The organism is Rhodococcus sp. GA1, assembly GCF_024321955.1.
GTDB lineage: Bacteria > Actinomycetota > Actinomycetes > Mycobacteriales > Mycobacteriaceae > Rhodococcus > Rhodococcus pyridinivorans.
Window position 1 is genome coordinate 1,073,772 of sequence record NZ_CP097186.1, and the last position, 21,233, is coordinate 1,095,004.

The following is a 21,233-nucleotide window of genomic DNA, read 5'->3' on the forward strand; positions in this document are numbered from 1 at the left end:
CGAATCATCGGCGCCCCGACCTCCCTCCGGCACCCTTGAGTCGCCGGTCCGGAGCCGTCGCGGCGAGGTGTTTCGCCCAGCGTCGCAGCGCGGGCCGCACCGGTGGATATTCGAGCCCGTGCCTGCGCGCGAACGCAGTGGCCGACGCCGTCGGGTACGTGTCGGTACTGACGAAGCTCAGCGTTTCCTTCTGCGCCCCGGTGAGCCACGCCGGCAGGATCCGCAGCGCGACGACGGGAACGAGACGACGCGGCGCGGGCACACCCAGCTCCCCCGCGACCAGGGCGACGAGTTCGGGCAGCGCCGGCGTCGCGTCGTCGAGAACCCAGTACGCCTGCCCCGCGGCCTGCGGGTCCCGCGGCACGAGCGCCAGGAACCGTGCGAGGTGGTCGACGGTGACGACGGGCACCACGGTGCCCCGGGAGCCGGGCACCGCCCGCAGCTGCCCGCGGGACAGTTGCAGCACGAGTTCCGCCAGGCCCAGGTACTGGTCGGCCTCCCCCGTCCGGGAGTCGCCGATCACGGTGCCGGGATTGACGACGGTGAGCGGGACGTTCAGCGCGGCCGCGAGCGCGCGCACCACCGCGTCGGCTTCGATCTTGGACGCTTCGTAGGCGCCGAGCCTGCCGTAGATCCGGCGCCGGTGACGCGGCGGCCACGGCACCGGCATCGTCGGATGCGCACCGACGCGATACCCGCTGACGTGGATCAGCCGGCGCGCCCCGGACGCGGCGGCGAAGCGGGTGATCTTCTCGGCCAGAACGACATTCACCGCGCGCGCCGCCTGCGGTGTCATGCCGAAGGCGAACGCGGCCGCGAGGTTGTGGACGTCGCGCACCTCCGGCACCGCCGGTTCGAGGGAGATCTCCGCGGCGTCGGGATCGAAGAGGTGAACCGAGAGCCGGTCGATCGGCACGCCGTCGCCCGCGAGCCGCTCCCGGAGCCGGGCCCCGGATTCCGCCGAGCGCACGACCGCGACGATCCGGCCGTCGTCCGGTCCGGTGAGCAGTTCGCGCAGCAGCCCGCGGCCGATGAAGCCCGTCGCGCCGAACACCACGGTTGCCCCGTTCGTCGCTGCCCCGTTCATCGTGAGGCTCCGATCAGGTCGAGCACGACGGCCTTCGCCTCGTGCAGCGGGGCGGTGTCGCGTCGCGCCCGCGCAACGACGGTCGCGCCTTCGACGAGACCGACGATCGCACCCGCGAGCGCTGCCGGGTTCGGCACGCCGTCCCGGACGAGGAGCTGCTCGAGGACGACCCGCCACGACTCGTACACCCGGGCGCAGCTCTCCTGCAGCGCGGGGTTCTCGGCGGCGGCGTCGACGGCGACGGACGCGACCGCGCAGCCGGCCGCGAAATCGGAGCGTTCGAGCCGGGCAGCGAGGTCGTCGAACACGGCCGAGACGACGGCGCCGGCGCCCCGGCCGTCGGCGATCAGCGACTCGAGCAGGCCGGTGAACTCCGCGCCGACCCGGTCGAGGGCGGCGACGACGAGCTCGTCCTTGCCGCCGGGGAAATGGAAGTAAAGCGAGCCGCGCGGTGCCGCGGCGCCGGCGGTGATGTGTGCGAGCCCGGTGCCGTGGTAGCCGCGGGTCTGGATGAGTTCGAGCGCGGTGTCGATCATGCGCGTCCTGGTTCGCGCTCCCTTGGTGGTCACGCCAAAATAATAGACCGGTCTACATATTTTAGGTAGGGGCCACACCGCCGACGGGCGTCGATGTGTGCGTTGGCACACTGAACGAGTTCTCGTTGCAGACCGAAAGGACGACCCGGTGTCGGAGCCCGTCAGCATTCCCACCCACTGGTACAACATCGCCGGCGACCTGCCTGTCGCTCCGCCGCCGCACCTGCACCCCGGCACCCGCGAACCGATCACCGCCGACGATCTCGCACCTCTGTTCGCCTCGGGACTGATCGAGCAGGAACTGTCGACCGAGACCGACATCGAGATCCCGGAGGCCGTGCGCGAGGTCTACGCCGGTTACCGCTCCACGCCCCTTTTCCGCGCCCGCTCGTTCGAGAAGGCACTCGGCACCCCGGCCCGCATCTACGTCAAGTACGAGGGCGTGAGCCCGGTGGGCAGCCACAAGGTGAACTCGGCGGTCGCACAGGCCTACTACAACTCGCTCGACGGCGTCACCCGGCTCACGACGGAGACCGGTGCCGGACAGTGGGGTTCGGCCCTGTCGTTCGCGTGCGCGAAGTTCGGTATCGATCTCGAGGTGTGGCAGGTCCGCGCCTCCTACGACTCGAAGCCCTACCGCCGCTTCCTCATCGAGACCTACGGCGGCACAGTACATCCCAGCCCGTCCGACCTGACGGAGGCCGGTCGCGCCGTCCTTGCCGAGCACCCGGACACACCCGGCTCGCTCGGCATCGCGGTCTCGGAGGCCGTGGAGGTCGCAGTGAAGGACGCCGCCGCCCGCTACACCCTCGGCAGCGTGCTCAACCACGTGGTGCTGCACCAGACCGTCATCGGCCTCGAGGCCGTGGAGCAACTGCGGGCCGCGGGTGAGGACCAGGCCGACGTCGTCTTCGGTTGCGCGGGCGGCGGTTCGAACCTCGCCGGCCTGTCGTTCCCGTTCCTGCGCGAGGTCATCCACGAGCGGGCGACCACGCGTGTCGTCGCCGTCGAGCCCGCGGCGTGCCCGTCGATCACCCGCGGCGAGTACCGCTACGACCACGGTGACATCGCGGGTCTGACCCCGCTGCTGAAGATGCACACCCTCGGTCAGGACTTCATCCCGGATCCGATCCACGCCGGCGGGCTGCGATATCACGGCATGGCGCCGTTGCTCAGCCACACCGTCGAGCTCGGCTACGTGCAGGGACAGTCCGTGGCACAGACCGATGCCTTCTCCGCGGCGGTGCTCTTCGCCCGGAACGAGGGCATCGTGCCGGCGCCGGAGTCGTCGCACGCGATCGCCGCGGCCGCGGAGTACACGCGGGGCCTCACCGAACCCGAGGTCATCGTGATCGGCCTGTCCGGCCACGGCCAGCTCGATCTGCCCGCCTACCACTCGTACCTGTCGGGCGAGCTCGACCGAGATCCCCCCGGTCCGTCCGGGCGGTGAGTGCTCGCCCGCCCGGGCGGACCGTCCCATACTGGAGGTGTGGGGTACGCCACGCGCGAGGAGGCAGGCCGGCGACTCGCCCGGTCGGCCGGGCACCTGCACGACGCCGACCCGGTGGTCCTCGCACTACCTCGCGGCGGCATTCCCGTCGCCCGTGAACTCGCCGCAGCCCTCGATGCGCCCCTGGACGTCCTCGTGGTGCGCAAACTGGGCGTGCCCTGGCATCCCGAACTCGCGATGGGCGCGATCGCCGAAGGACCGGGTCCCGGAACCGCCGGGGAATCGACCACGCAGGACGCCGTCTTCCGGGTCCTCAACGACGACGTGATCCGGCGCGGGCGGATCGCCCCCGAATCCGTGGCGGCCGTCGAGCGACGCGAGCTGGCCGAACTGGCTCGACGTGCCGATTGCCTGCGTGCCGGTCGCACCCGGGTGCCGCTGGAGGGCCGCACGGCGATCGTCGTCGACGACGGCATCGCCACAGGTGCGACGGCCGCGGTGGCATGCCTCGCCGCGCGCGCCTCCGGAGCGACCCGGGTCGTCCTCGCGGTGCCGGTGGCCTCCCCCGACGCACTGCGCCGGGCCGGCCGGACGGCCGACGAGGTGATCTGCCCGTGGACGCCGGTGGACACCGACAGCGTCGGCGCCGCCTACGACGACTTCCATCAGCTCGGCGACGACGAAGCGATTCTCCTTCTCCGAAATACTGGTACTTCCGGTACCGGGAAATCCGACGAGACGATCCGATAGTGGCAATCCTCGTTACCGGCGGGTAGCATTGTTACCTGGATCACTGCCTATCGGACTGTAAAAAGGGGGCAAAGCGGTCCGAGGGTAATGCATTTCCCAACGACGTGTGATGCAATGCACACCGACAGCACCTAACGATGGAGGGGTCACAGTGAGTGAGATTGCCGTACCACAGTCGTTCTCGATTCCCGAGAACACGTCGATGGCCGACAGCGTCTTCCGGCACGAGAAGGAGTCGCCTGAGTTCGTGCCGTTTGAGCGACTGGTCGACGGCAAGTGGGTTCCCGTCACCGCCCGCCAGTTCGCATCCGAGGTGCGCGCCGTGGCGAAGGGCCTGATCGCGTCGGGTATCGAGCTCGGCGACCGCGTCGCGGTCCTGTCGGCGACGCGCTACGAATGGGTCCTGCTCGACTACGCCATCTGGGCCGCGGGCGGTGCCACCGTGGCGATCTACGAGACGTCGTCGGCCGACCAGGCCCAGTGGATCCTCGAGGACTCCGGGACCAAGCTGCTCATCGTCGAGAACTCCGGTCACGTCGACACCGTCCGCGAGGTCGCCGAGAACGCCCCGACCGTGCGCGAGATCCTGCAGATCGAGCCGGCGCCGGGCGGCAAGAGCGCGGTCGACGAGCTCATCGCACGCGGCGCAGCGGTCACCGACGAGCAGGTCGAGGAACGGCGCAACTCGGTCACGGCCGAATCCGCGGCGACCCTCATCTACACCTCCGGCACCACGGGCCGGCCGAAGGGCGTCCAGCTCAAGCACCGCCACTTCGCCTCGGAGTCCGCAGCCTGCGGCCTGGCCCTGCCCGACTCGATGCACGAGGGCCAGCGCACCCTGTTGTTCATCCCGATGGCACACGTCTTCGCGCGCCTGATCTCGTTCGCGGCATTCGACAGCAAGGTCACCGTCGGTCATACCTCCGACCTGACGACGCTGCTCGACCAGTTCGCGGTCTTCAAGCCGAACTTCATCCTCTCGGTGCCCCGCGTGTTCGAGAAGGTCTACAACTCGGCGAAGCAGAAGGCCTACGACGGCGGCAAGGGCAAGATCTTCGAGAAGGCCTCGGAGGTCGCGATCGAGTACAGCAAGGCCCTCGAGAACGGCGGCCCCGGCCTCGGCCTGAAGATCCAGCACTTCGTCTTCGACAAGCTGGTCTACGGCAAGCTCAAGGCCGCGCTCGGCGGCAACGTCACCCGGGCCGTCTCGGGCGGCGCCGCACTCGGCGCACGTCTCGGCCACTTCTTCCGCGGTGTCGGCGTCACCATCTACGAGGGTTACGGCCTGACGGAGACCACCGGCGGCATCATCATGAACACCCCGGCCGCCCAGAAGATCGGCACCGTCGGCACGCCGTTCAACGGCTGCGCCGCGAAGATCGCCGAGGACGGCGAGCTCCTCCTCAAGGGCCCCCAGGTGTTCGACGGCTACTGGCAGAACGACAAGGCCACCGACGAAGCCATCCGCGACGGCTGGTTCCACACCGGCGACATCGGTGCGATCGACGAGGACGGCTTCATCTCGATCACCGGCCGCAAGAAGGAACTCATCGTCACCGCGGGCGGCAAGAACGTCGCCCCGGCCGTCCTCGAGGATTCGCTGCGCGCCCACCCGCTGATCAGCCAGGTCATCGTGGTCGGTGATTCCAAGCCATTCGTCGGCGCGCTGATCACCCTCGATCCGGAGGCGCTGCCGGGCTGGCTCGAGCGACACGGTCTGCCGGCGGAAACCACGGTCGCCGATCTGATCAAGAACCCCGACCTGATCGCCGAGATCGACGAGGCGGTTGCCGAGACCAACAAGAAGGTCTCGAAGGCCGAGGCGATCCGCAAGTACCGCCTCCTCGAGACCGATTTCAGCGTCGAGAGCGGCGAGCTGACCCCGACGCTCAAGCTCAAGAGGAACATCATCCACGACAAGCACGGCGCCGAGATCGCAGCGATCTACAACTGAGGTTCCACACCGTCGACCGGGCCCCTCGTCACCGCGAGGGGCCCGGTCGTTTCTCGGGGAATCTGGGAATCCGGTCGGCCACGTCGCCCACGAACGCGGCAATATCCGAAGTCACCCTGCGATGTACGGGTTCGTGCAACAGGTCGTGCCCGGCATCGGAATACTCGCACCACTGTGCCCCGGGCAGCGACGACGCCCACTCGCGTACCGGGTCGATGGGGGCCAGCCGGTCGTCGACGCCGTGGACCAGCAGGACCGGCAGGTCGCTCGCGCCGAGCGCTTCGGCCGTCTCCGGCAGGGCCGCGGTGCGCGGCGTACCGCACAGCACGACGCCCGCGAGGCGGCTACCACCGGAGGGATCGGCATCCAGCGCCGTCAGGACCGTCGCCGCCCCCAGCGAATGGCCCATCACCACCAGCGGCAGACCGGACTCGGCGGCGAGGCCGGTGAGCACGCCGAAGTCCTCGGCGTGGAACTCGACGTTGCCCGGTGAGCCGGGTTCTCCTTCGGAGAGCCCGTGTCCGGCGAGGTCGAGTCCCCACCACGCGATGCCGTGGGCGGCGAGGCCGGAGGCGAAACGGTGGTAGTGCCCGGTGTGCTGCCCGAAACCGTGCGCGAACACCACACCGGCTCTCGCGTCGTCGACGGTCCGGCACCGCCAGTGGACCCGGCCGACCGACCCGGGGAAGAACGTCAACGGCATGGCCTCATTGTGGCCGGAGCCGGAAGGTCACCAGCAGCCGCCCTCACCGCGATAGGTGGGAACCTCGGTGCGTCCGTTCTCGTCGACGAGGTACACCCGGTCGAACCTCTCGCACAGTTCGCCGGCCTTCGCGTGGCGGAACCACACCCGTCCCCCGACGGGGATCGACGCGGCAGCGCGACCGCGCACCGGGGTCTGCACCTCGCCGGCACCTTCCGTCCCCAGCAACTTCAATCCCGCAGGACGGACCGGGCGCGGCACCCGCGAGGCGCCGGTCGGGCCGGACGCGATGTACCCGCCGCCGAACAACGTCGTGACCGACGGTGACGGTTTGCGTACGGCAGGCAGCGCGAAGAACATCGACGGGTTCGGGGTGAACGCCCGGTAGCCGTCGAACAGGGTGGGCACATACAGCCCCGATCCCGCGGTGGCCTCGGTGACGACACGATCGGCGGTGGTCACCTCGAGCGAGCCGGTTCCGCCACCGTTGACCAGTTCGAGGTCACCCACGACCGCACGCACGGCCTCCACCACGGCGCGGCGGCGCGAGGAGAGATCCCGCGCCGACAGTCCCTTGACGAGCCGTACCGGCAGCGACGAGTCGGGCAGGCCCGCGATCTGGGCCTCGTAGAACATCACTCCGACGACGTCGAATCCGGCGGCGTCGGCGCGACGGGCCAGGCCGGAGGCTGCCTCCGGGTCGCGCAGCGGAGAACGGCGCACACCGAGATGGAGCGGACCCACCCGCAACGACGCATCGATGTCCAGGCAGACCTTCGTCCGGAAAGTGTTCTTCCCCAAAGCCGTACGGATGATGTCGAGGTGCTCGGCCGAATCGACCATGAGCGTGATCGCCTGCACCGCGTCCGGCGACACCGCGAGCTTCCCGAGCGCCGCCCGGTCGACCGTGGGGTAGCCCATCAGGATGTCGCGCGCTCCGTGCTCGACGAGCCACAGCGCCTCCCGTAGCGAGTACGCCATGATGCCGCGAAAACCGCCGCGGGTGGTCAGTTCCGGGCCGAGGACCTCGGCGAGGACGGCACGACAGCGCACCGATTTGCTCGCGACCCGCACGGGCACACCGTTCGCGCGGCGGATCAGGTCGTCGGCGTTGCGCCGCAGGGTGGGCAGATCGACGGCGGCGAACGGCGGGTCGAGGTCGGCCGTCGCCGCGTGCACCCGGTCGAGGGCGGCGTCGTGAACGGAAGCAGCACGGAGCACGGGCGATCCCTTCGAAAAGGTCGGGTCGGGTCAGGAACGTTCTACGGCACGGGTCGCGATGATGTCGGCGACGACTCCCAGTTCGGCCGTGGCCGCCTCGCCGTCGCGATCGACGAGCCACCGGAGCACGACGCCGTCGAGCACGGACAACGACAGTCGTGCGAGCGTCGAAGTGGGCAGCGACCATTCGACGCCGCACCGCTCGGCGCAGGTGTCGAGGAACAACTGGGCCTGCTTGTCCATCAGGCGGTACTGCTCCACGGCGATCTCGCCGCCGGCGGGACTGCCATCGGTGCGCTGCCGGAGCGAGTAGGCGGTGATCTCGTAGGTGAGGGTCTGCAGCCCCGGCGTGGACTCGATCGTCGACCACATGGAGCGAAGGCCGGTGTGGAGCATCGAGCGGAGACAGTCGACGCCGCCGGTCTGCTGCGCGTCCTCGGGCACATCGAAGGCCGCGTGCATGGCTCCGGCGAGTTCGCCGACGACGGCGTTCGCCATGGCGACGACGAGGGCTTCCTTGCTGTCGAAACAGTAGTGGACAACACCCAGTGACACTCCGGCCTTCTCGGCGACGGCGCGGACCGTGACGGCTCCGACTCCCCCGCCCTCCGCCAGTTCCAGTGCTGCTGCCACGAGTTGGGCGCGGCGCTCGTCAGCAGGCAACCGATTCGGCATGACCCTGATGGTAGAGGTCGGGAAAGGTTCACGAGCAGGTGTTGACTTGGACGCTTGTCCAGGTCGAAGATGAGGCATGGCCACCTGGCACAACTGGGCTCGCACCGAGAGTGCGGCACCTCGCCGTTTCGAGACCCCCGGCAGCACCGACGACCTCGCGCGCGTCGTCGTCCGCGCCTCCGAGCAGGGCGAACATGTCAAGGCCGTGGGCGCCGGGCACTCGTTCACCGGCGCGGCCGTCACCGACGGCACGCTCATCTCGCTCGACCGGATGTCCGGTCTCGTCGCGGTGGAACCGTCGGCCACCGGCGCGCGCGTCACCGTGCGGGCGGGGACGCGACTGCGCGGCCTGGGCGACCTGCTGTGGGCACAGGGCCTCGCCGTACCGAATCTCGGCGACATCGACGTGCAGTCCGTCGCCGGCGCGATCTCGACCGGCACCCACGGCACCGGCGCGACCTTCCGCGGACTGGCAGCAGCCGTGTGCGGCGCGACGATCGTGCTCGCCGACGGCCGGATCGTCGACTGCTCCCCCGAGCACGAGCCCGACCTGTTCGAGGCCGCCCGGCTCGGCCTCGGCGCCCTCGGCGTGCTCGCGACCGTGACGCTCGATTGTGTCCCCGCATTCCGCCTGCGCGCAGAGGAAGCCCCCTCGTCGCTCCGCACCACACTCGATGTCCTCGACGAACTGCGAAGCGGTGTCGACCATTTCGAGTTCTACTGGTTCCCGCACACCGACGGCGTGCTCATCAAACGCAACACCCGCCTCCCCGGTGAGGCACCGGTGCAGCCGGTCGGGCGGGTGCGCACCCTCCTCGACGACGAACTGCTCTCCAACGGCGCCTTCGCACTCCTCCAGCAGGTCGGGACGCGGGTTCCCGCCACCATCCCGGCGCTGAACCGGGTCGCGTCCCGGGCGTTGTCCCCGCGCACCTTCGTCGACCGCAGTTACCGGGTGTTCGCCTCCACCCGCCGGGTGCGGTTCCGGGAGATGGAGTACGCGCTCCCCGCCGAGCACCTTCCAGCGGTTCTGCGCGAGATCGATGCGTGGCTGCAGCGCACGGACGTTCGTGTCGGTTTTCCGGTGGAGGTGCGGTTCGCGCAGGGCGACGATGTCTGGTTGTCCACGGCGCAGGGCCGCGATACCGCCTATGTGGCCGTGCACCAGTACCATCGGCGCGACCACACGCCCTACTTCGACGGTGTCGAGCCGATCCTGCGCGCCGCGCAGGGACGCCCGCACTGGGGCAAGCTCCATTCCCTGACCGCGGACGCTCTACGCGAGCTCTACCCTCGGTTCGACGACTTCCTCGCCGTGCGCGACCGCGTGGATCCGCACCGCACCTTCACGAACCCGTATCTGCGCCGCGTCCTGGGCGAATGACGCCCGAGCCGACTCACCCGGACGGACTCAGAGGAAGGCGGCGTCCCACGAATTGCGCCGGAGCACATCCCGTTCGGCATCGGTCAGACCGAGCTGATCCTTCAGCCCTGCGAGGTTGTCGTCGACGTAACCACCGAAATAGGCGGGATCGTCCGAGTGCACGCTCACCGACAGGCCCGCCTCGAGCATGCGGCGCAGCGGATGGTCGGCGAGCGTATCCACCACGCGGAGGCGGACATTCGAGAACGGGCAGACGGTGAGGGGAATGCTCTCGTCGACCAGGCGCGCGACGAGTTCGGGATCCTCGAGCGAGCGGATGCCGTGGTCGATGCGCTCGGCGCCGAGCAGATCGAGCGCCTGCCGAACATATTCCGGAGGTCCCTCCTCCCCCGCGTGCGCGGTGATGTGCAGCCCTTCGGCCCGCGCCCGCGCGAAGACGTCCTCGAACAGTGACGGCGGGTGACCGACCTCCGCCGAGTCCAGGCCGAGAGCGATGATCGGCGCACCGAGGCGCAGCAGTTCGCCGAACACCTCATGCGCTTCGGGCACGGGGCGATCGCGCACGATCGACGCGATCATCGCCGCATCGACCCCGAACTCCCGGTGTGCCCCGGCGACCGCGTCGGAGAGCCCGGCTACGACCTCTGGCAGCGGGACACCGCGCGAGGTGTGGGCCTGCGGATCGAAGAAGAACTCCGCGTGGGTGACACCCGCCCGCGCCGCACGAGCGAAATAGGCGCGGGCGAGGTCGGCGAAGTCCTGCGCGGTGCGCAGGACCTCCATGTTCGCGTAGTACAGGTCGAGGAACGACTGCAGATCGGTGAACTCGTAGCGGCTGCGCAGATCGTCGAGATCGCGATAGGGCAACTCGATGCGGTTCCGCTCGGCGAGGGCGAGGATCAGCTCGGGTTCGAGCGTGCCCTCGATGTGCACGTGCAGTTCTGCGAATCCGTCGGTCACCTGATCCTCGTCATCTCTCGTTCGGTCTTTCAGCGACCCTTCCACACCGGAGCTCAGCGACCCTTCCACACCGGAGCTCAGCGACCCTTCCACACCGGAGCTCAGCGACCCTTCCACACCGGAGCTCAGCGACCCTTCCACACAGGGGGTCGCTTCTCGGCGAATGCGGTGGCGCCTTCACGCGCGTCCTCCGAGGTGAACACGGGCGCCATGATCTCCATCTGCTTCGCGAATGCTTCGTCGCTCGACCAGTCGGCCGAGCGGACGATGATCTCCTTGGTCGCCGCCACGGCGAGCGGTCCGTTCGCTGTGATGCGCTCGGCCAGTTCGAATGCACCCTCGAGTGCCCCACCGGGTTCGGTGAGGCGATTGACGAAACCGTATCCGTAGCCTTCCTCGGCGGTGAACGCGTCCCCGGTGAGGGCGAGTTCGAGGGCCTTCTGGTAAGGGATGCGCGACGGCAGGCGCAGCAGGCCACCGCCCCCGGCGACGAGGCCGCGCTTGACCTCCGGGATGCCGAACTTCGCGTCCTTCGCGGCGACGACGAGGTCGGTGGCCAGGACGAGTTCGGTTCCGCCGGCGAGGGCGAATCCTTCGACGGCGGAGATGAGCGGCTTGCGCGGCGGCGCCTCCGTGAAGCCGAGACCCTTACCGGGCACGACCACGTTCTCGCCTGCGACGAACGCCTTGAGGTCCATGCCCGCGCAGAAGTTGCCGCCGGCTCCGGTGAGCACACCGACCGACAGGGAGTCGTCGCTGTCGAGCTGGTCGACCGCCTCGGCGAGCGCGTGGCTCACGGCGGCGTTGACGGCGTTGCGCGCCTCGGGCCGGTTGATGGTGATGACGAGAACGCGATCGCGTCGTTCGAGCAGGACTACGTCGGACATGGACACACCTCTCCACTACGAAAAATGCCGGTTCATCGGGTTACAGGCTGTATACCGGACGGGAACCTGTTGCAGGGTTCACGACACCCGGACGGCGATCTGATCGACGAAGCCCTCGTCGTCGATGCGCACCTGATCGCCCGTGCGGAACCAGCCGTCCTCCGTGAACGTCTCGTCCGTGGCGCACGGATCGCGCCAATAGCGGCGGGCCACGCTCGGTCCGCGACAGAGCAGTTCGCCGACACCGTGTTCGGCATCGGGCCCGAGCAGCGCGATCTCGATCCCTCCGAACGGCACTCCGACACTGCGGGGATGGCGGGAGCGGTGTTCCGAAGGCAGCAGCAGACCGATCCCTCCCGTCTCGGCGACTCCCCAGCCCCGCACACACCGCGAGGTGGGGAAAGCTGCGCGGAGGTGCCGCCACGGTGCGCGGATCACGCGGGATCCCGAGACCACGACGGTCCCCCCGGAGGCGAGGGTGGGCAGCAACTGGACGCTGCATCCGACCGCCGTGGACAGCGGCGCCGTCAGCACGGTCCGTACGCCGTCGCCGACGAGATCCATTGCGTGGGCGACGGCCTCGATCGTCGACAGCACGTTGGTGTTCGTCAGTTCGACGCCGCGCAGTCCACCACCGGCGACGCGCACGTAGTAGAGCACCGCGAGCTCGTCCGGTGACGCACCTCCGTCGAGGAAGGCGACACCGTCGGGCAGATCGGAGTCCAGGGTGAGAACCGCACCGCTGTGGACCCCGATCTCCGCCGTTTCCTCGGGGCTGCAGCTCGGGTCGGGGAGCACCGGAACACCTCCGGCAAGGACCACGCCCAGGAACCCGATCAGCCAACGGACCCCGTTCGGCTGACAGACGACCACCCGGTCGGTGGGGCCGACCCCCTGATCGAGGAGACCACCGGCGACGCGGGCGGCGGCGGCCCACAGTTCGCGGTAGGTGAGTGCGCGGCCGCATCGGTCGACCACCGCGACGCGGTTCGCGAAACGCAACGCACTCCGATCGAGCAGCTCGGCGATGCACGGCTCCAGGCAGTCGTACTGGAGGATGCCGCTGTCGCGGCGAGTGACCCGATCGTCCCGGAGCCAACGACTCCCTGCCGGAATTTCCACTACGGCCACCGACATGCCACCTCCCACCCGGCGTGCGTGCCTGCACTATATGGCGTGGATCACAGCCATGTGAGGAAACGGCGGGTCACGGACAACCGGGGAAGGTGCCGCAGGGTGGTCGCTGGAACGTCCGTCAGGCGCTCGCTGCCGCCGAACGCTCCTCGGCGGCACGCTGTTCCTTCTGGCTCGCGGGACGGTCGAAGGCGAGCGCGGCCACGAGCCCGATGAGCAGGATGCCGGCGGGAAGCCACAACGATTCGGCCATCGCCGCGGCGAACGGTTCGTGCAGGGGCTCCGGCAGGACGGAGCCGGACGTCTCCATTTCCGGCGCCCCTCCTCCCCCGCCGACACCGTTGGCGCTCAACCGCGCCGCCATGATCGCACCGAGAGCGGCACTCCCCATCACCGCGCCCACCTGACGCGTCGTGTTGTACACACCGGAACCCGCCCCGGCCCGGCTCGGTGCGAGACCGTTCGTCGCGGTGGCCGAGAGCGGCGACCAGATGCCCGCGTTCGCCACCCCGATCAGGGCGATCGGCAGCAGCAACTGCCAGATCTCCGCGTCGGGGGTCATCACCAGCGCGAGCCAACCCAGCCCGATCGTGAGCAGCGAGAAGCCGGTGCCGGCGATCAGCCGCGGATGGACCCGGTCGACGAGCCTGCCCACGAGCGGCGCGAGCACACCACTGAAGACCGCCATCGGCACCATGAGCATCGCGGCGCCGGTCGGGCTCAGACCGCGCACCGACTGGGCGTAGAACATGATCGGCAGCATGACGCCGGTGATGGCGAAACCCATCGTCGCGATACCGATGTTCGCCAACCCGAAGTTGCGGTCCCGGAACAGCGACAGCGGTACGAGCGGTTCACCGCGGTTGAGCGACTGCTGGACGACGAACACGACGAGCAACACGATGCCCAGCCCGATCAGCACCCACACGCGGGCGGTCCACTCGAACGAGTTGCCCTCCTGGATCCCGAACACGAGGCAGAACAGGCCGGCGCCGCTGAGCAGCATGCCGAGCACGTCGAACCGGTGCGGGCTCGTGGGCAGCACCGGCACGTACCGCACTGCGAGCGCGAACCCGACGATCCCGACGGGCACGTTCACGAAGAAGATCCATTCCCAGCCCAGCCCGTCGACCAGGACACCGCCGGCCAGCGGCCCGACGAGCGTCGCGACCCCGGCCACGGCGCCCCACAGGCCCATCGCGGTCCCGCGCCGCTCACGCGGGAAGATCCGGGTCACCACGGCCATGGTCTGCGGCGACATGAGCGCCGCGCCGAATCCCTGGAACACGCGGGCGACGATGAGCATCTCGATCGTCGACGAGAAACCGCACCACAACGACGCGATCGTGAACAACACCAGCCCGCAGAGGTAGACCCGGCGCTGACCGAAGCGGTCGCCGAGGCGGCCCGTCACGAGCAGCGGCACCGCGTAGGCGAGCAGATAGGCGCTCGTGACCCACACGACGGCGGCGATGTCGGCCCCGAAGGTCCGCATGATCGCCGGGTTGGCGACGGCGACGATCGTGCTGTCCACCAGGATCATGAAGAAGCCCAGGCACAGAGCGCCCAACGCCGCCCAGCGGGCACCGTCGGACATCTCCACCGCCACATCGGACCCGCGTTCGCGCGTGTCCACCCCACTGTCGTCGCTCACCGGACCTCTCCCCTCGTCGGCGGTCTACGGTAGCGGGGTGGACCCGCACATCTCGAGCATCGCCGCCCTCGCGTGGTGTCGTGCACTGGGCCTACCCGACGGCGCACTCGTCGAACCCGGGTGCGTGACGCGTGTCGACGACTCGTTCCGCGACGTCCGACTGCTCGCCGTGGGGCGTGCCACCGCGATCGTCGGACCCGACGCCGCGGTCTCCCGCCTCGCGGCCGAACCCGACCCGGCCGAGATCGATGCCCCGAACGCCGAGCTCGTCGTCGCAGGCCACGCGGGTCGCACGGAGATCCTCGCCCTGTGCACCGACTGGATCGACGCGACACGCGTCGAGAACCCGCTCATCTCCGACGACCCCGAGGACCTCGCCGAACTGCTGCGGTGCTGCCCGCCCGACGACGTCACCGAGGCCGAACTGTCGCCGACCGGGCCGTCGCGCGTGTTCGTATTGCTCGACGACGATCACCGTCCCCTCGCCGGCGCGGCCTACAGCGAACTCGGGTCGTTGCTGGCCGATGTGCGGGTGCTGACGACACCGCCGGCGCGCCGGCTCGGGCTCGCCTCGACGGTCGCGACGCTGGCGACCCACGACGCGCTCGACGCCGGACTCGTCCCGCTGGCCCGCATGCGCCGCGACAACCGCGGTGCCCGGACGGTCGCGGCGGTGTCGGGATACGACATCTGGGGAACCCTCGTGACGGTTCGGGTTCCACCCGGGAAGTGACGAGTGTGCACGGAAGGATGCGTAGGTGACCGAGAACAAGTACGTCGAGCCGGGTGCGGAGTTCGCCCGCGACACCAACTACATCCGAACCCGCATCACCGCGGACGGGCGCGACGGCTATCCCGTCGAGTCGGGGCGGTACCGGCTCGTCGCCGCCCGGGCGTGCCCGTGGGCCAACCGCACCCTCATCGTGCGGCGGCTGCTCGGTCTCGAGGACGCTCTGTCGCTGGGACTGTGCGGCCCGACGCACGACGAGCGCAGCTGGACGTTCGATCTCGACCCGGGCGGGGTCGACCCCGTCCTCGGCATCCCGCGACTGCAGGACGCGTACTTCGCGCGATTCCCCGGATACGACCGCGGCATCACCGTCCCGGCCGTCGTCGACGTGCCCACCGGGCAGGTCGTGACGAACGACTATCCGCAGATCACCCTCGACTTCTCCACCGAGTGGACGCAGTTCCACCGCGAGGGCGCCCCGGATCTGTATCCCGAGGAGCTACGAGGCGAAATCGACGAGGTGGCCGAGCTCGTCTACCAGGACGTCAACAACGGCGTGTACCGGTGCGGTTTCGCCGGTTCGCAGGAGTCCTACGACAAGGCCTTCGACCGTCTCTTCGCCCGCCTCGACTGGCTCGAGGAACGCCTCGGGGCGCAGCGCTATCTCGTGGGCGAGACCATCACCGAGGCCGACGTGCGCCTGTTCACCACGCTCGTCCGGTTCGATCCCGTCTACCACGGGCACTTCAAGTGCAACCGGAACCGGCTCGCGGACTTCCCGGCGCTGTGGGCCTACGCGCGCGATCTGTTCCAGACACCCGGCTTCGGCGACACCATCGACTTCGTTCAGATCAAGCAGCACTACTACCTCGTGCACACCGACGTCAATCCCACGGGCATCGTGCCGAAGGGACCGGACCTGTCGAACTGGCTCGATCCGCACGGCCGTGAGGCGCTCGGCGGGCGGCCGTTCGGGGACGGCACACCGCCGCCCCCGCCGCGTCCGAGCGAGGTGGTCCCCGAAGGGCACGGCACGGTCGCCCGCTGATCCCCTGCGACGCTGACCCCCCTGCGACGGTTCCTACGGCCGGCGGGGCCGGTAGGTGCCGATCGTCCAGTACACACCGTGCGGGTCCCGGCAGGTGAACCCGTGCGATCCGTAGTCCTCGTCGCGGAGTTCGACGGTCACGGTCGCGCGGACCGCCGGGTCCTCCGCCTGCGCCGAGGCGAGCACCCTCTCGTACAGGGCATCGACGGTGACGTCGTCGGGAAGCACGAGATAGGCGGCGCCCCTGTCGGCGTGCTGGTCGAGCGGCGACCCGCGACCGGTCGAGCCGAGCATGACCCCTCCGCCGTGCGGCCAGAGCAGGGCTGCGTGGTCGACGCGATCCCCTTCCCCGTAGACCTCCGCTTCGGCGAACCCGAGGGTGTCCACGAGGAAACGGATCGCGCCCCGGGCGTCGGTGTAGGCGAAGCACGGCCACACCGTGTCGACGGTGGGTGTGAGGGTGGTCGACTGCTGCGTGGAATTCGTTGTGTTCGTCATGTCTCCGAGTGTCGGCCCGGAACCCCCCGGTCGTCTTGGACGAATGGGAACACCTCGTCCTCGAGCCACCGCGACGGCGGGACGCCCGCCAGATCGCGCCAGTCGCGTGCGAGATGCGCCTGGTCGTAGAAGCCGCACTCGGCGGCGACATCGGCGAGGCGGCGGCCGGGGCCGGCCCGCAGCATCCGTCGCGACCGGTCGAAGCGCGCCACCCGGGCCACGTCCTTCGGGGACAGTCCGAACTCGGCGGCGCACCGGTTCGCGAGGTGTCGCCTGCTCCATCCGAGTTCGTCCGCAACAGCGCGGACCGGGCGAGCCGGGTGCGTCACGAGCAGGTGCCAGGCGTGGACGAGGTGCCCGTCCGGACTCGTCGACCGTGCGGCGACCAGGCGGCGGGTGAGAATCCGGTCGAGGACGGCGAACCGCTCGTCCCACGATTCGACCGCGGAGATCCGGTCGAACAACTCCCGGCCGTCGGCGCCGATGACGTCCTCGAGGTCGACGGCCCACGGCCCGAGCGCGGCGGCGGGCACACCCAGCAGGGCGCGCGCACCCGCGGGGGTGAGCGCGAGTTGGATCCCGTGCTGCCGGCCGTGGTGGACGATGGGCACCGGTTGCGTCGACAACCCTCCGGCGAGCGCGTCGAAACGTTCCGGGCACCGTCCGTCGCCCCGCGAGAGTTCGACGGGTTCGGAGATCGTGAGGATTACGGTGACCTCCGGAGAGGGCATACCCAGATGGGTCCCCGACGGGAAACCGTCGAGCCGATACCCCTCGTACGACCGTACGTAGGGTGTCAGCAGGGGTGTCGGACGCCGCCTGGCGCCGTCAGACTCACCGACTGCGGACCCGGTCATGGCACCAGCGTAGTGAGAGCAGTCCGGAAGACAAGAGCACCGGAGAACAGGGGCACGATGAGCAACAAGGCAGGCGTCGCAGAGGCCTTTATCGTCAAGATGCTGGACAACGGCGCGAGGCTGCAGGGCCCTGCGGTGGCCAAGTACGTCGATCTCATGCGGCGCTCGCACCCCGACGAGTCCCCGGCGCAGATCATCGAGCGGCTCGAGAAGCAGTTCCTGCTGACCGTCACCGGCAGCGGGTCCGCGGCGGGCGCGACCGCAGCCTTCCCCGGCATCGGGACACTCGCGGCCATCGGCGCGGTCGGCGCCGAGACGGCCTTCTTCTTCGAGGCGTCCGCGCTGCTCACCCTGGCCATCGCATCGGTGCACGGGATCGAACCCCACAACCACGAGCAGCGCCGCGCGCTGGTGCTCGCCGTCTCCCTCGGTGACGCCGGCCGGGAGATCGTCGCGACCGCGACCGGCGCGTCGCTGCGCAACTGGCCCAAGGCGCTGACCACCGGCGCGGGCGGCACCCAGCTGAAGACGCTGAACAATTCCCTGGTCAAGAAATTCATCCGCCGGTACTTCGCCAAGCGCAGTCCGCTGCTGATCGGCAAGCTCGTCCCCGCTGGTATCGGCGCCGCGATCGGTGGCGTCGGCAACCGTGCGCTGGGCAAGCGCACGATCCAGAACGCCCGCGACGCCTTCGGTCCACCGCCGGCCGCGTGGCCCGTCGCACGTCCCGTCCTCCCGGCGAGCGGAGAGGCACCGGCGCTCGACACCGGTGTTCCGGTCCCGAAGGACTGACCGTGCCGGCCGACGGGAAGGTGTTCGTACGGGAGTCCGGTGCGGGACCACGCACCGTCGTTCTGCTGCACGGCTTCTCCGATCACGGCGGTACGTGGTGCAAGGTCGCGCCGGCGATCGCCGAACGGCACCGGGTGCTCGCGGTCGACCTGCCCGGTTTCGGACGTAGCGCGCAGCACTGGGAGACCCCCGTGCTCGACCACTATGTCGACGTCCTGGACGAGCTCGTCGACGACGTTCCCGAACCGGTGTCGCTGGTCGGGAACTCGCTCGGTGCGGTCACCGCACTGGTGTTCGCGTCGGTCCACCCGTCCCGGGTCGACCGCGTGGTGCTCGCCGACATGCCGGGTCTCGCCGGGATCCCCCGGTGGTGGACACAGGGTGCACGCATGCCGGTCGAACTGTCGCGCCTGCTGCCCGCTCCGGTGATGCAGCAGGCCATGGGTGCCCTGTACGCGCGGGCCGCCGTGCACCGGCGCGGCACCTTCGACAGGGCGGCGCGCACGGCGTTCGCGGCGAACTACGCGACCCGCGAGCAGGTCGACACACTGCTGACCGTGGGCCGGCACGCGATCGGTGAGCTCGGCCGACTGCCGATCCCGGAGATGGTGCACGCCCTCGACATGCCGGCCCTGCTGGTGTGGGGTGCACAAGACCGGTTGACGCCCGCTCACGCCGCACGACGGGTGCAGGCCGGCGGCCGGAGACGGGTGGTGATCATCCCCGATGCCGGGCACTGTCCTCAGCTCGACGCGCCCCGCGAATTCCTCGACGCCGTCCTGCCCTTCCTCGACTGACCCGTAAGCTCACGGCGACCGCGGCACCAGCCGCACCCATCTCTCGACGACGCGGGGGTCCGAATCCGTGACAGCACCGTCAACGCAACCGCCGTACGGCACACCCGATCCCCGGGTGCCCTCGGGGGCACCGGGCGCGGGGATCGCCGTCCACGGCCTGAACAGGACGTTCGGTGACCACACGGCCGTATCGAATCTGTGGTTCACGGTGCCGCCGGGCTCGATCACCGGCTTCCTCGGACCCAACGGATCGGGCAAGACCACCACCCTCGGCATGATGCTCGGCCTCGTCCGGCCGAGCGCCGGGAACGCCTTCGTCGACGGCGTGCCGTTCACCTCCCTGCAGCAGCCTGCACAGGTCGTCGGAGCGGTGCTCGACGCGCGCAGCGCCCACCCCAAACACCGGGCGCTGACACACCTGCAGATCTACTGTGCCGCGATCGGCGTGCCCGACGAACGGGCGAGGCAGATGCTCGACCTCGTCGGCCTGGGGTCGGTCGCGCGGCGTCGCATCGGGGAGTTCTCCCTCGGCATGCGGCAGCGACTCGCCCTGGCGACGGCCCTGCTCGGACAACCGCGTTATCTCGTACTCGACGAACCGGCGAACGGACTCGACCCCGAGGGCATGGCCTGGCTGCGCGACTTCCTCCGCGCATTCGCCGCCAACGGCGGGACCGTGCTGATCTCGAGCCACATCCTGCGGGAGATCGAGCAGATGGCCGACCGCCTCGTGATCATCGCGAACGGTCACCTGGTCGCGGAGACCTCGATGACCGATCTGCGCGACGCCTACCGCTCGCGGGTGTTCGCCGCGGCCTCCGACCCGGCCCGCCTCGCGACCGCACTCGCCGCGGCCGGGCACACCGACGCGCAGGTGCAGCAGGACGGACGGCTCGCGGTCGTCGGTGTGACTTCCGACCGCATCGCCGAGATCGCCGCGATCGCGGAGGTGACGCTGTTCGGGACGAGTGTCGAGCACGTCGATCTCGAGCAGGTCTACCTGGCGATGACGGCCGGTCGCTACGCGGCCGCGCCGGTCGCGCAGTATCCGGGGCACGGAGCCCACCATCCGCCGGGCGGGCAGTATCCGCAGGGCCCGCAATACCCGAGTGCCCAGCAGCACCCGCAGGCCCAGCCGTATCCGAACGGCCAGCAGTATCAGCAGTACCCGACCGCACAGCAGTACCCGAACTCACAGCAGTACCCGAACTCACAGCAGTACCCGCAGTCGCAGTGGGGACAGCCGAACCGACCGCCGACCGGGCAAGGAGGTCCCACCGCATGACCGCGCTTCTCACCGCCGAGTTCCGCAAGGTCCTGAGCCTGCGCTACTGGTGGATCCTCGGCATCGCACCGCTGCTGGTGGGACTGTTCTGCGGGGCGCTGACGCTGCCGGTCGCGCGGCAACTCGAACTCGGCTTCGGTGACGGTTTCGCCGAGGCCGTCGCCGCCGCGGTCGGCATCTCCCTCTCGTTGTCGCTGGTGTTCCTGTTCGCCGCGATCTTCGGCGCGGTGGCGACGGGCAGCGAGTTCGCGCACCGAACGATCGTGACGACCTTCCTCACCGCGCGGGGACGCGACCGGGTCGTCGGGGTGAAGTTCGCGACCGTCGCCGTGATCGGGCTGCTGTACTGCATCGTCACGGAAGTCGCGGCGGCCGCGACGCTCGTGTTGTTCGGTGGGGGCTTCGACGGTGCCGACCTCGGATCGGTCGCCAAGGTGATGGGCATCGGTCTGTTCTGCGCGCTGATGTGGTCGCTCATCGGAGCGGGGCTGGGTCTGCTCACACGGTCGACGACGGGCAGTGTGCTCGCGATCTGCGCGTGGGTGCCGTTCGGGGAGCTGATGGTCTCGGTCGTCCTGCACGGTCTCGGTCTCGGCGCGATCGCGTCGTACCTGCCGGCGCAGGTGACCTGGTACGTGCTGTTCTCCGCGGTGTCGATGCCCGAGGACGTGACACTCGAGATGACGTGGCCGGCGGCCCCGCTGCTCCTGCTCCTCTGGACCGTGGTGCTGGGCGGCCTCGGCTGGTGGCGCGCCCGCACCGCCGACGTCGTCTGACACGTTCGATCACCTGCGTCACCGGCCCTCCCCGGGCGGCTCCGACGTGCCCTGT

Annotated in this window: 21 protein-coding genes; 10 read left to right on the forward strand and 11 right to left on the reverse strand. The window is 69.7% G+C overall.

Annotated elements, in window-relative coordinates; all coding sequences use genetic code 11:
• Positions 1-4: 4 nt before the first annotated feature.
• Both M3330_RS04985 and M3330_RS04990 read right to left on the reverse strand, forming a co-directional pair.
• Positions 5-1,087, reverse strand: a complete 1,083-nt coding sequence (locus tag M3330_RS04985) for an SDR family oxidoreductase (protein ID WP_255027258.1) — start codon at positions 1,085-1,087, stop codon at positions 5-7.
• Entirely contained in the window at positions 1,084-1,656 is a 573-nt protein-coding gene (locus M3330_RS04990) for a TetR/AcrR family transcriptional regulator (RefSeq protein WP_039586269.1), read from the reverse strand. Before M3330_RS04990 ends, M3330_RS04985 begins: the two co-directional genes overlap by 4 nt.
• A gap of 115 nt (positions 1,657-1,771) precedes the next feature.
• On the opposite strand from M3330_RS04990, the gene M3330_RS04995 reads away from it, so the two are divergent.
• The 3 genes from M3330_RS04995 (at position 1,772) to M3330_RS05005 (ending at position 5,777) form a co-directional block, all read left to right on the forward strand.
• Entirely contained in the window at positions 1,772-3,073 is a 1,302-nt protein-coding gene (locus M3330_RS04995; RefSeq protein ID WP_219130057.1) for a TrpB-like pyridoxal phosphate-dependent enzyme, read from the forward strand.
• 39 nt (positions 3,074-3,112) lie between these two features.
• Positions 3,113-3,823 carry a phosphoribosyltransferase gene (locus tag M3330_RS05000; RefSeq protein WP_219130056.1) on the forward strand — a complete coding sequence of 237 codons (711 nt, stop codon included), beginning with the start codon at positions 3,113-3,115 and terminating at the stop codon, positions 3,821-3,823.
• 151 nt (positions 3,824-3,974) lie between these two features.
• On the forward strand, positions 3,975-5,777 hold the full coding sequence (locus M3330_RS05005; RefSeq protein ID WP_033097317.1) for a long-chain fatty acid--CoA ligase: 1,803 nt from the start codon (positions 3,975-3,977) through the stop codon (positions 5,775-5,777).
• A 28-nt stretch (positions 5,778-5,805) separates the two neighbouring features.
• Here the strand turns inward: M3330_RS05005 and M3330_RS05010 are convergent, their stop codons facing one another.
• Genes M3330_RS05010 through M3330_RS05020 form a run of 3 tightly spaced genes read right to left on the reverse strand, consistent with a single transcriptional unit; the run spans position 5,806 to position 8,376 of the window.
• The gene (locus tag M3330_RS05010; RefSeq protein ID WP_033097316.1) at positions 5,806-6,480 is read right to left on the reverse strand and encodes an alpha/beta hydrolase; all 675 of its coding nucleotides are present in this window, start codon (positions 6,478-6,480) and stop codon (positions 5,806-5,808) included.
• 27 nt (positions 6,481-6,507) lie between these two features.
• A complete protein-coding gene (locus tag M3330_RS05015) occupies positions 6,508-7,701 on the reverse strand; it encodes an alanine racemase (RefSeq protein ID WP_006553919.1) in 1,194 nt (397 codons plus the stop codon).
• Positions 7,702-7,731: 30 nt separating this feature from the next.
• Positions 7,732-8,376 carry a TetR/AcrR family transcriptional regulator gene (locus M3330_RS05020; RefSeq protein ID WP_219130054.1) on the reverse strand — a complete coding sequence of 215 codons (645 nt, stop codon included), beginning with the start codon at positions 8,374-8,376 and terminating at the stop codon, positions 7,732-7,734.
• Between the two features lie 76 nt (positions 8,377-8,452).
• Here M3330_RS05020 and M3330_RS05025 point away from each other — a divergent pair, with 76 nt between their 5' ends.
• Positions 8,453-9,760, forward strand: a complete 1,308-nt coding sequence (locus tag M3330_RS05025; RefSeq protein ID WP_033097315.1) for a D-arabinono-1,4-lactone oxidase — start codon at positions 8,453-8,455, stop codon at positions 9,758-9,760.
• A 27-nt stretch (positions 9,761-9,787) separates the two neighbouring features.
• Here M3330_RS05025 and M3330_RS05030 read toward each other — a convergent pair whose 3' ends face one another.
• From M3330_RS05030 to M3330_RS05045, 4 genes are all read right to left on the reverse strand, one after another.
• Positions 9,788-10,720, reverse strand: coding sequence for an adenosine deaminase (locus tag M3330_RS05030; protein ID WP_019288092.1), 933 nt, complete (start codon positions 10,718-10,720; stop codon positions 9,788-9,790).
• A 125-nt stretch (positions 10,721-10,845) separates the two neighbouring features.
• Positions 10,846-11,607, reverse strand: a complete 762-nt coding sequence (locus M3330_RS05035; protein WP_024103470.1) for a crotonase/enoyl-CoA hydratase family protein — start codon at positions 11,605-11,607, stop codon at positions 10,846-10,848.
• Positions 11,608-11,685: 78 nt separating this feature from the next.
• Complete coding sequence (locus M3330_RS05040; RefSeq protein ID WP_006553915.1) at positions 11,686-12,729, reverse strand: class I adenylate-forming enzyme family protein; 1,044 nt, start codon at positions 12,727-12,729, stop codon at positions 11,686-11,688.
• Positions 12,730-12,862: 133 nt separating this feature from the next.
• Positions 12,863-14,338 carry an MFS transporter gene (locus M3330_RS05045; RefSeq protein ID WP_033097394.1) on the reverse strand — a complete coding sequence of 492 codons (1,476 nt, stop codon included), beginning with the start codon at positions 14,336-14,338 and terminating at the stop codon, positions 12,863-12,865.
• Positions 14,339-14,432: 94 nt separating this feature from the next.
• Here M3330_RS05045 and M3330_RS05050 point away from each other — a divergent pair, with 94 nt between their 5' ends.
• The gene (locus M3330_RS05050; protein ID WP_024103467.1) at positions 14,433-15,128 is read left to right on the forward strand and encodes a hypothetical protein; all 696 of its coding nucleotides are present in this window, start codon (positions 14,433-14,435) and stop codon (positions 15,126-15,128) included.
• A 25-nt stretch (positions 15,129-15,153) separates the two neighbouring features.
• On the forward strand, positions 15,154-16,173 hold the full coding sequence (locus tag M3330_RS05055) for a glutathione S-transferase family protein (protein ID WP_006554330.1): 1,020 nt from the start codon (positions 15,154-15,156) through the stop codon (positions 16,171-16,173).
• Positions 16,174-16,206: 33 nt separating this feature from the next.
• On the opposite strand, the gene M3330_RS05060 is transcribed toward M3330_RS05055, so the two are convergent.
• Positions 16,207-16,671 carry a VOC family protein gene (locus M3330_RS05060; RefSeq protein ID WP_006554329.1) on the reverse strand — a complete coding sequence of 155 codons (465 nt, stop codon included), beginning with the start codon at positions 16,669-16,671 and terminating at the stop codon, positions 16,207-16,209.
• Positions 16,668-17,528, reverse strand: a complete 861-nt coding sequence (locus tag M3330_RS05065; protein WP_247848705.1) for an AraC family transcriptional regulator — start codon at positions 17,526-17,528, stop codon at positions 16,668-16,670. Before M3330_RS05065 ends, M3330_RS05060 begins: the two co-directional genes overlap by 4 nt.
• A gap of 57 nt (positions 17,529-17,585) precedes the next feature.
• On the opposite strand from M3330_RS05065, the gene M3330_RS05070 reads away from it, so the two are divergent.
• The 4 genes from M3330_RS05070 to M3330_RS05085 all read left to right on the forward strand — a co-directional run bounded on the left by M3330_RS05070 (position 17,586) and on the right by M3330_RS05085 (position 21,178).
• Positions 17,586-18,320, forward strand: a complete 735-nt coding sequence (locus M3330_RS05070; protein WP_006554327.1) for a hypothetical protein — start codon at positions 17,586-17,588, stop codon at positions 18,318-18,320.
• A 2-nt stretch (positions 18,321-18,322) separates the two neighbouring features.
• Positions 18,323-19,117: an alpha/beta fold hydrolase gene (locus M3330_RS05075; protein WP_200359705.1), complete on the forward strand. Its 795-nt coding sequence runs from the start codon at positions 18,323-18,325 to the stop codon at positions 19,115-19,117.
• A 157-nt stretch (positions 19,118-19,274) separates the two neighbouring features.
• Positions 19,275-20,402 carry an ABC transporter ATP-binding protein gene (locus M3330_RS05080; RefSeq protein ID WP_255028828.1) on the forward strand — a complete coding sequence of 376 codons (1,128 nt, stop codon included), beginning with the start codon at positions 19,275-19,277 and terminating at the stop codon, positions 20,400-20,402.
• Positions 20,399-21,178, forward strand: a complete 780-nt coding sequence (locus M3330_RS05085; protein WP_024103462.1) for an ABC transporter permease — start codon at positions 20,399-20,401, stop codon at positions 21,176-21,178. Before M3330_RS05080 ends, M3330_RS05085 begins: the two co-directional genes overlap by 4 nt.
• Positions 21,179-21,233: the final 55 nt, after the last annotated feature.

Coding starts and splice junctions, on each gene's coding strand:
- M3330_RS04985 (WP_255027258.1), bottom strand. CDS start 1,087: ATGAACGGGGCAGCGACGAACGGGGCAACCGTGGTGTTCGGCGCGACG.
- M3330_RS05010 (WP_033097316.1), bottom strand. CDS start 6,480: ATGCCGTTGACGTTCTTCCCCGGGTCGGTCGGCCGGGTCCACTGGCGG.
- M3330_RS05020 (WP_219130054.1), bottom strand. CDS start 8,376: ATGCCGAATCGGTTGCCTGCTGACGAGCGCCGCGCCCAACTCGTGGCA.
- M3330_RS05025 (WP_033097315.1), top strand. CDS start 8,453: ATGGCCACCTGGCACAACTGGGCTCGCACCGAGAGTGCGGCACCTCGC.
- M3330_RS05035 (WP_024103470.1), bottom strand. CDS start 11,607: ATGTCCGACGTAGTCCTGCTCGAACGACGCGATCGCGTTCTCGTCATC.
- M3330_RS05045 (WP_033097394.1), bottom strand. CDS start 14,338: ATGTCCGACGGTGCCCGCTGGGCGGCGTTGGGCGCTCTGTGCCTGGGC.
- M3330_RS05060 (WP_006554329.1), bottom strand. CDS start 16,671: ATGACGAACACAACGAATTCCACGCAGCAGTCGACCACCCTCACACCC.
- M3330_RS05065 (WP_247848705.1), bottom strand. CDS start 17,528: ATGACCGGGTCCGCAGTCGGTGAGTCTGACGGCGCCAGGCGGCGTCCG.
- M3330_RS05070 (WP_006554327.1), top strand. CDS start 17,586: ATGAGCAACAAGGCAGGCGTCGCAGAGGCCTTTATCGTCAAGATGCTG.
- M3330_RS05085 (WP_024103462.1), top strand. CDS start 20,399: ATGACCGCGCTTCTCACCGCCGAGTTCCGCAAGGTCCTGAGCCTGCGC.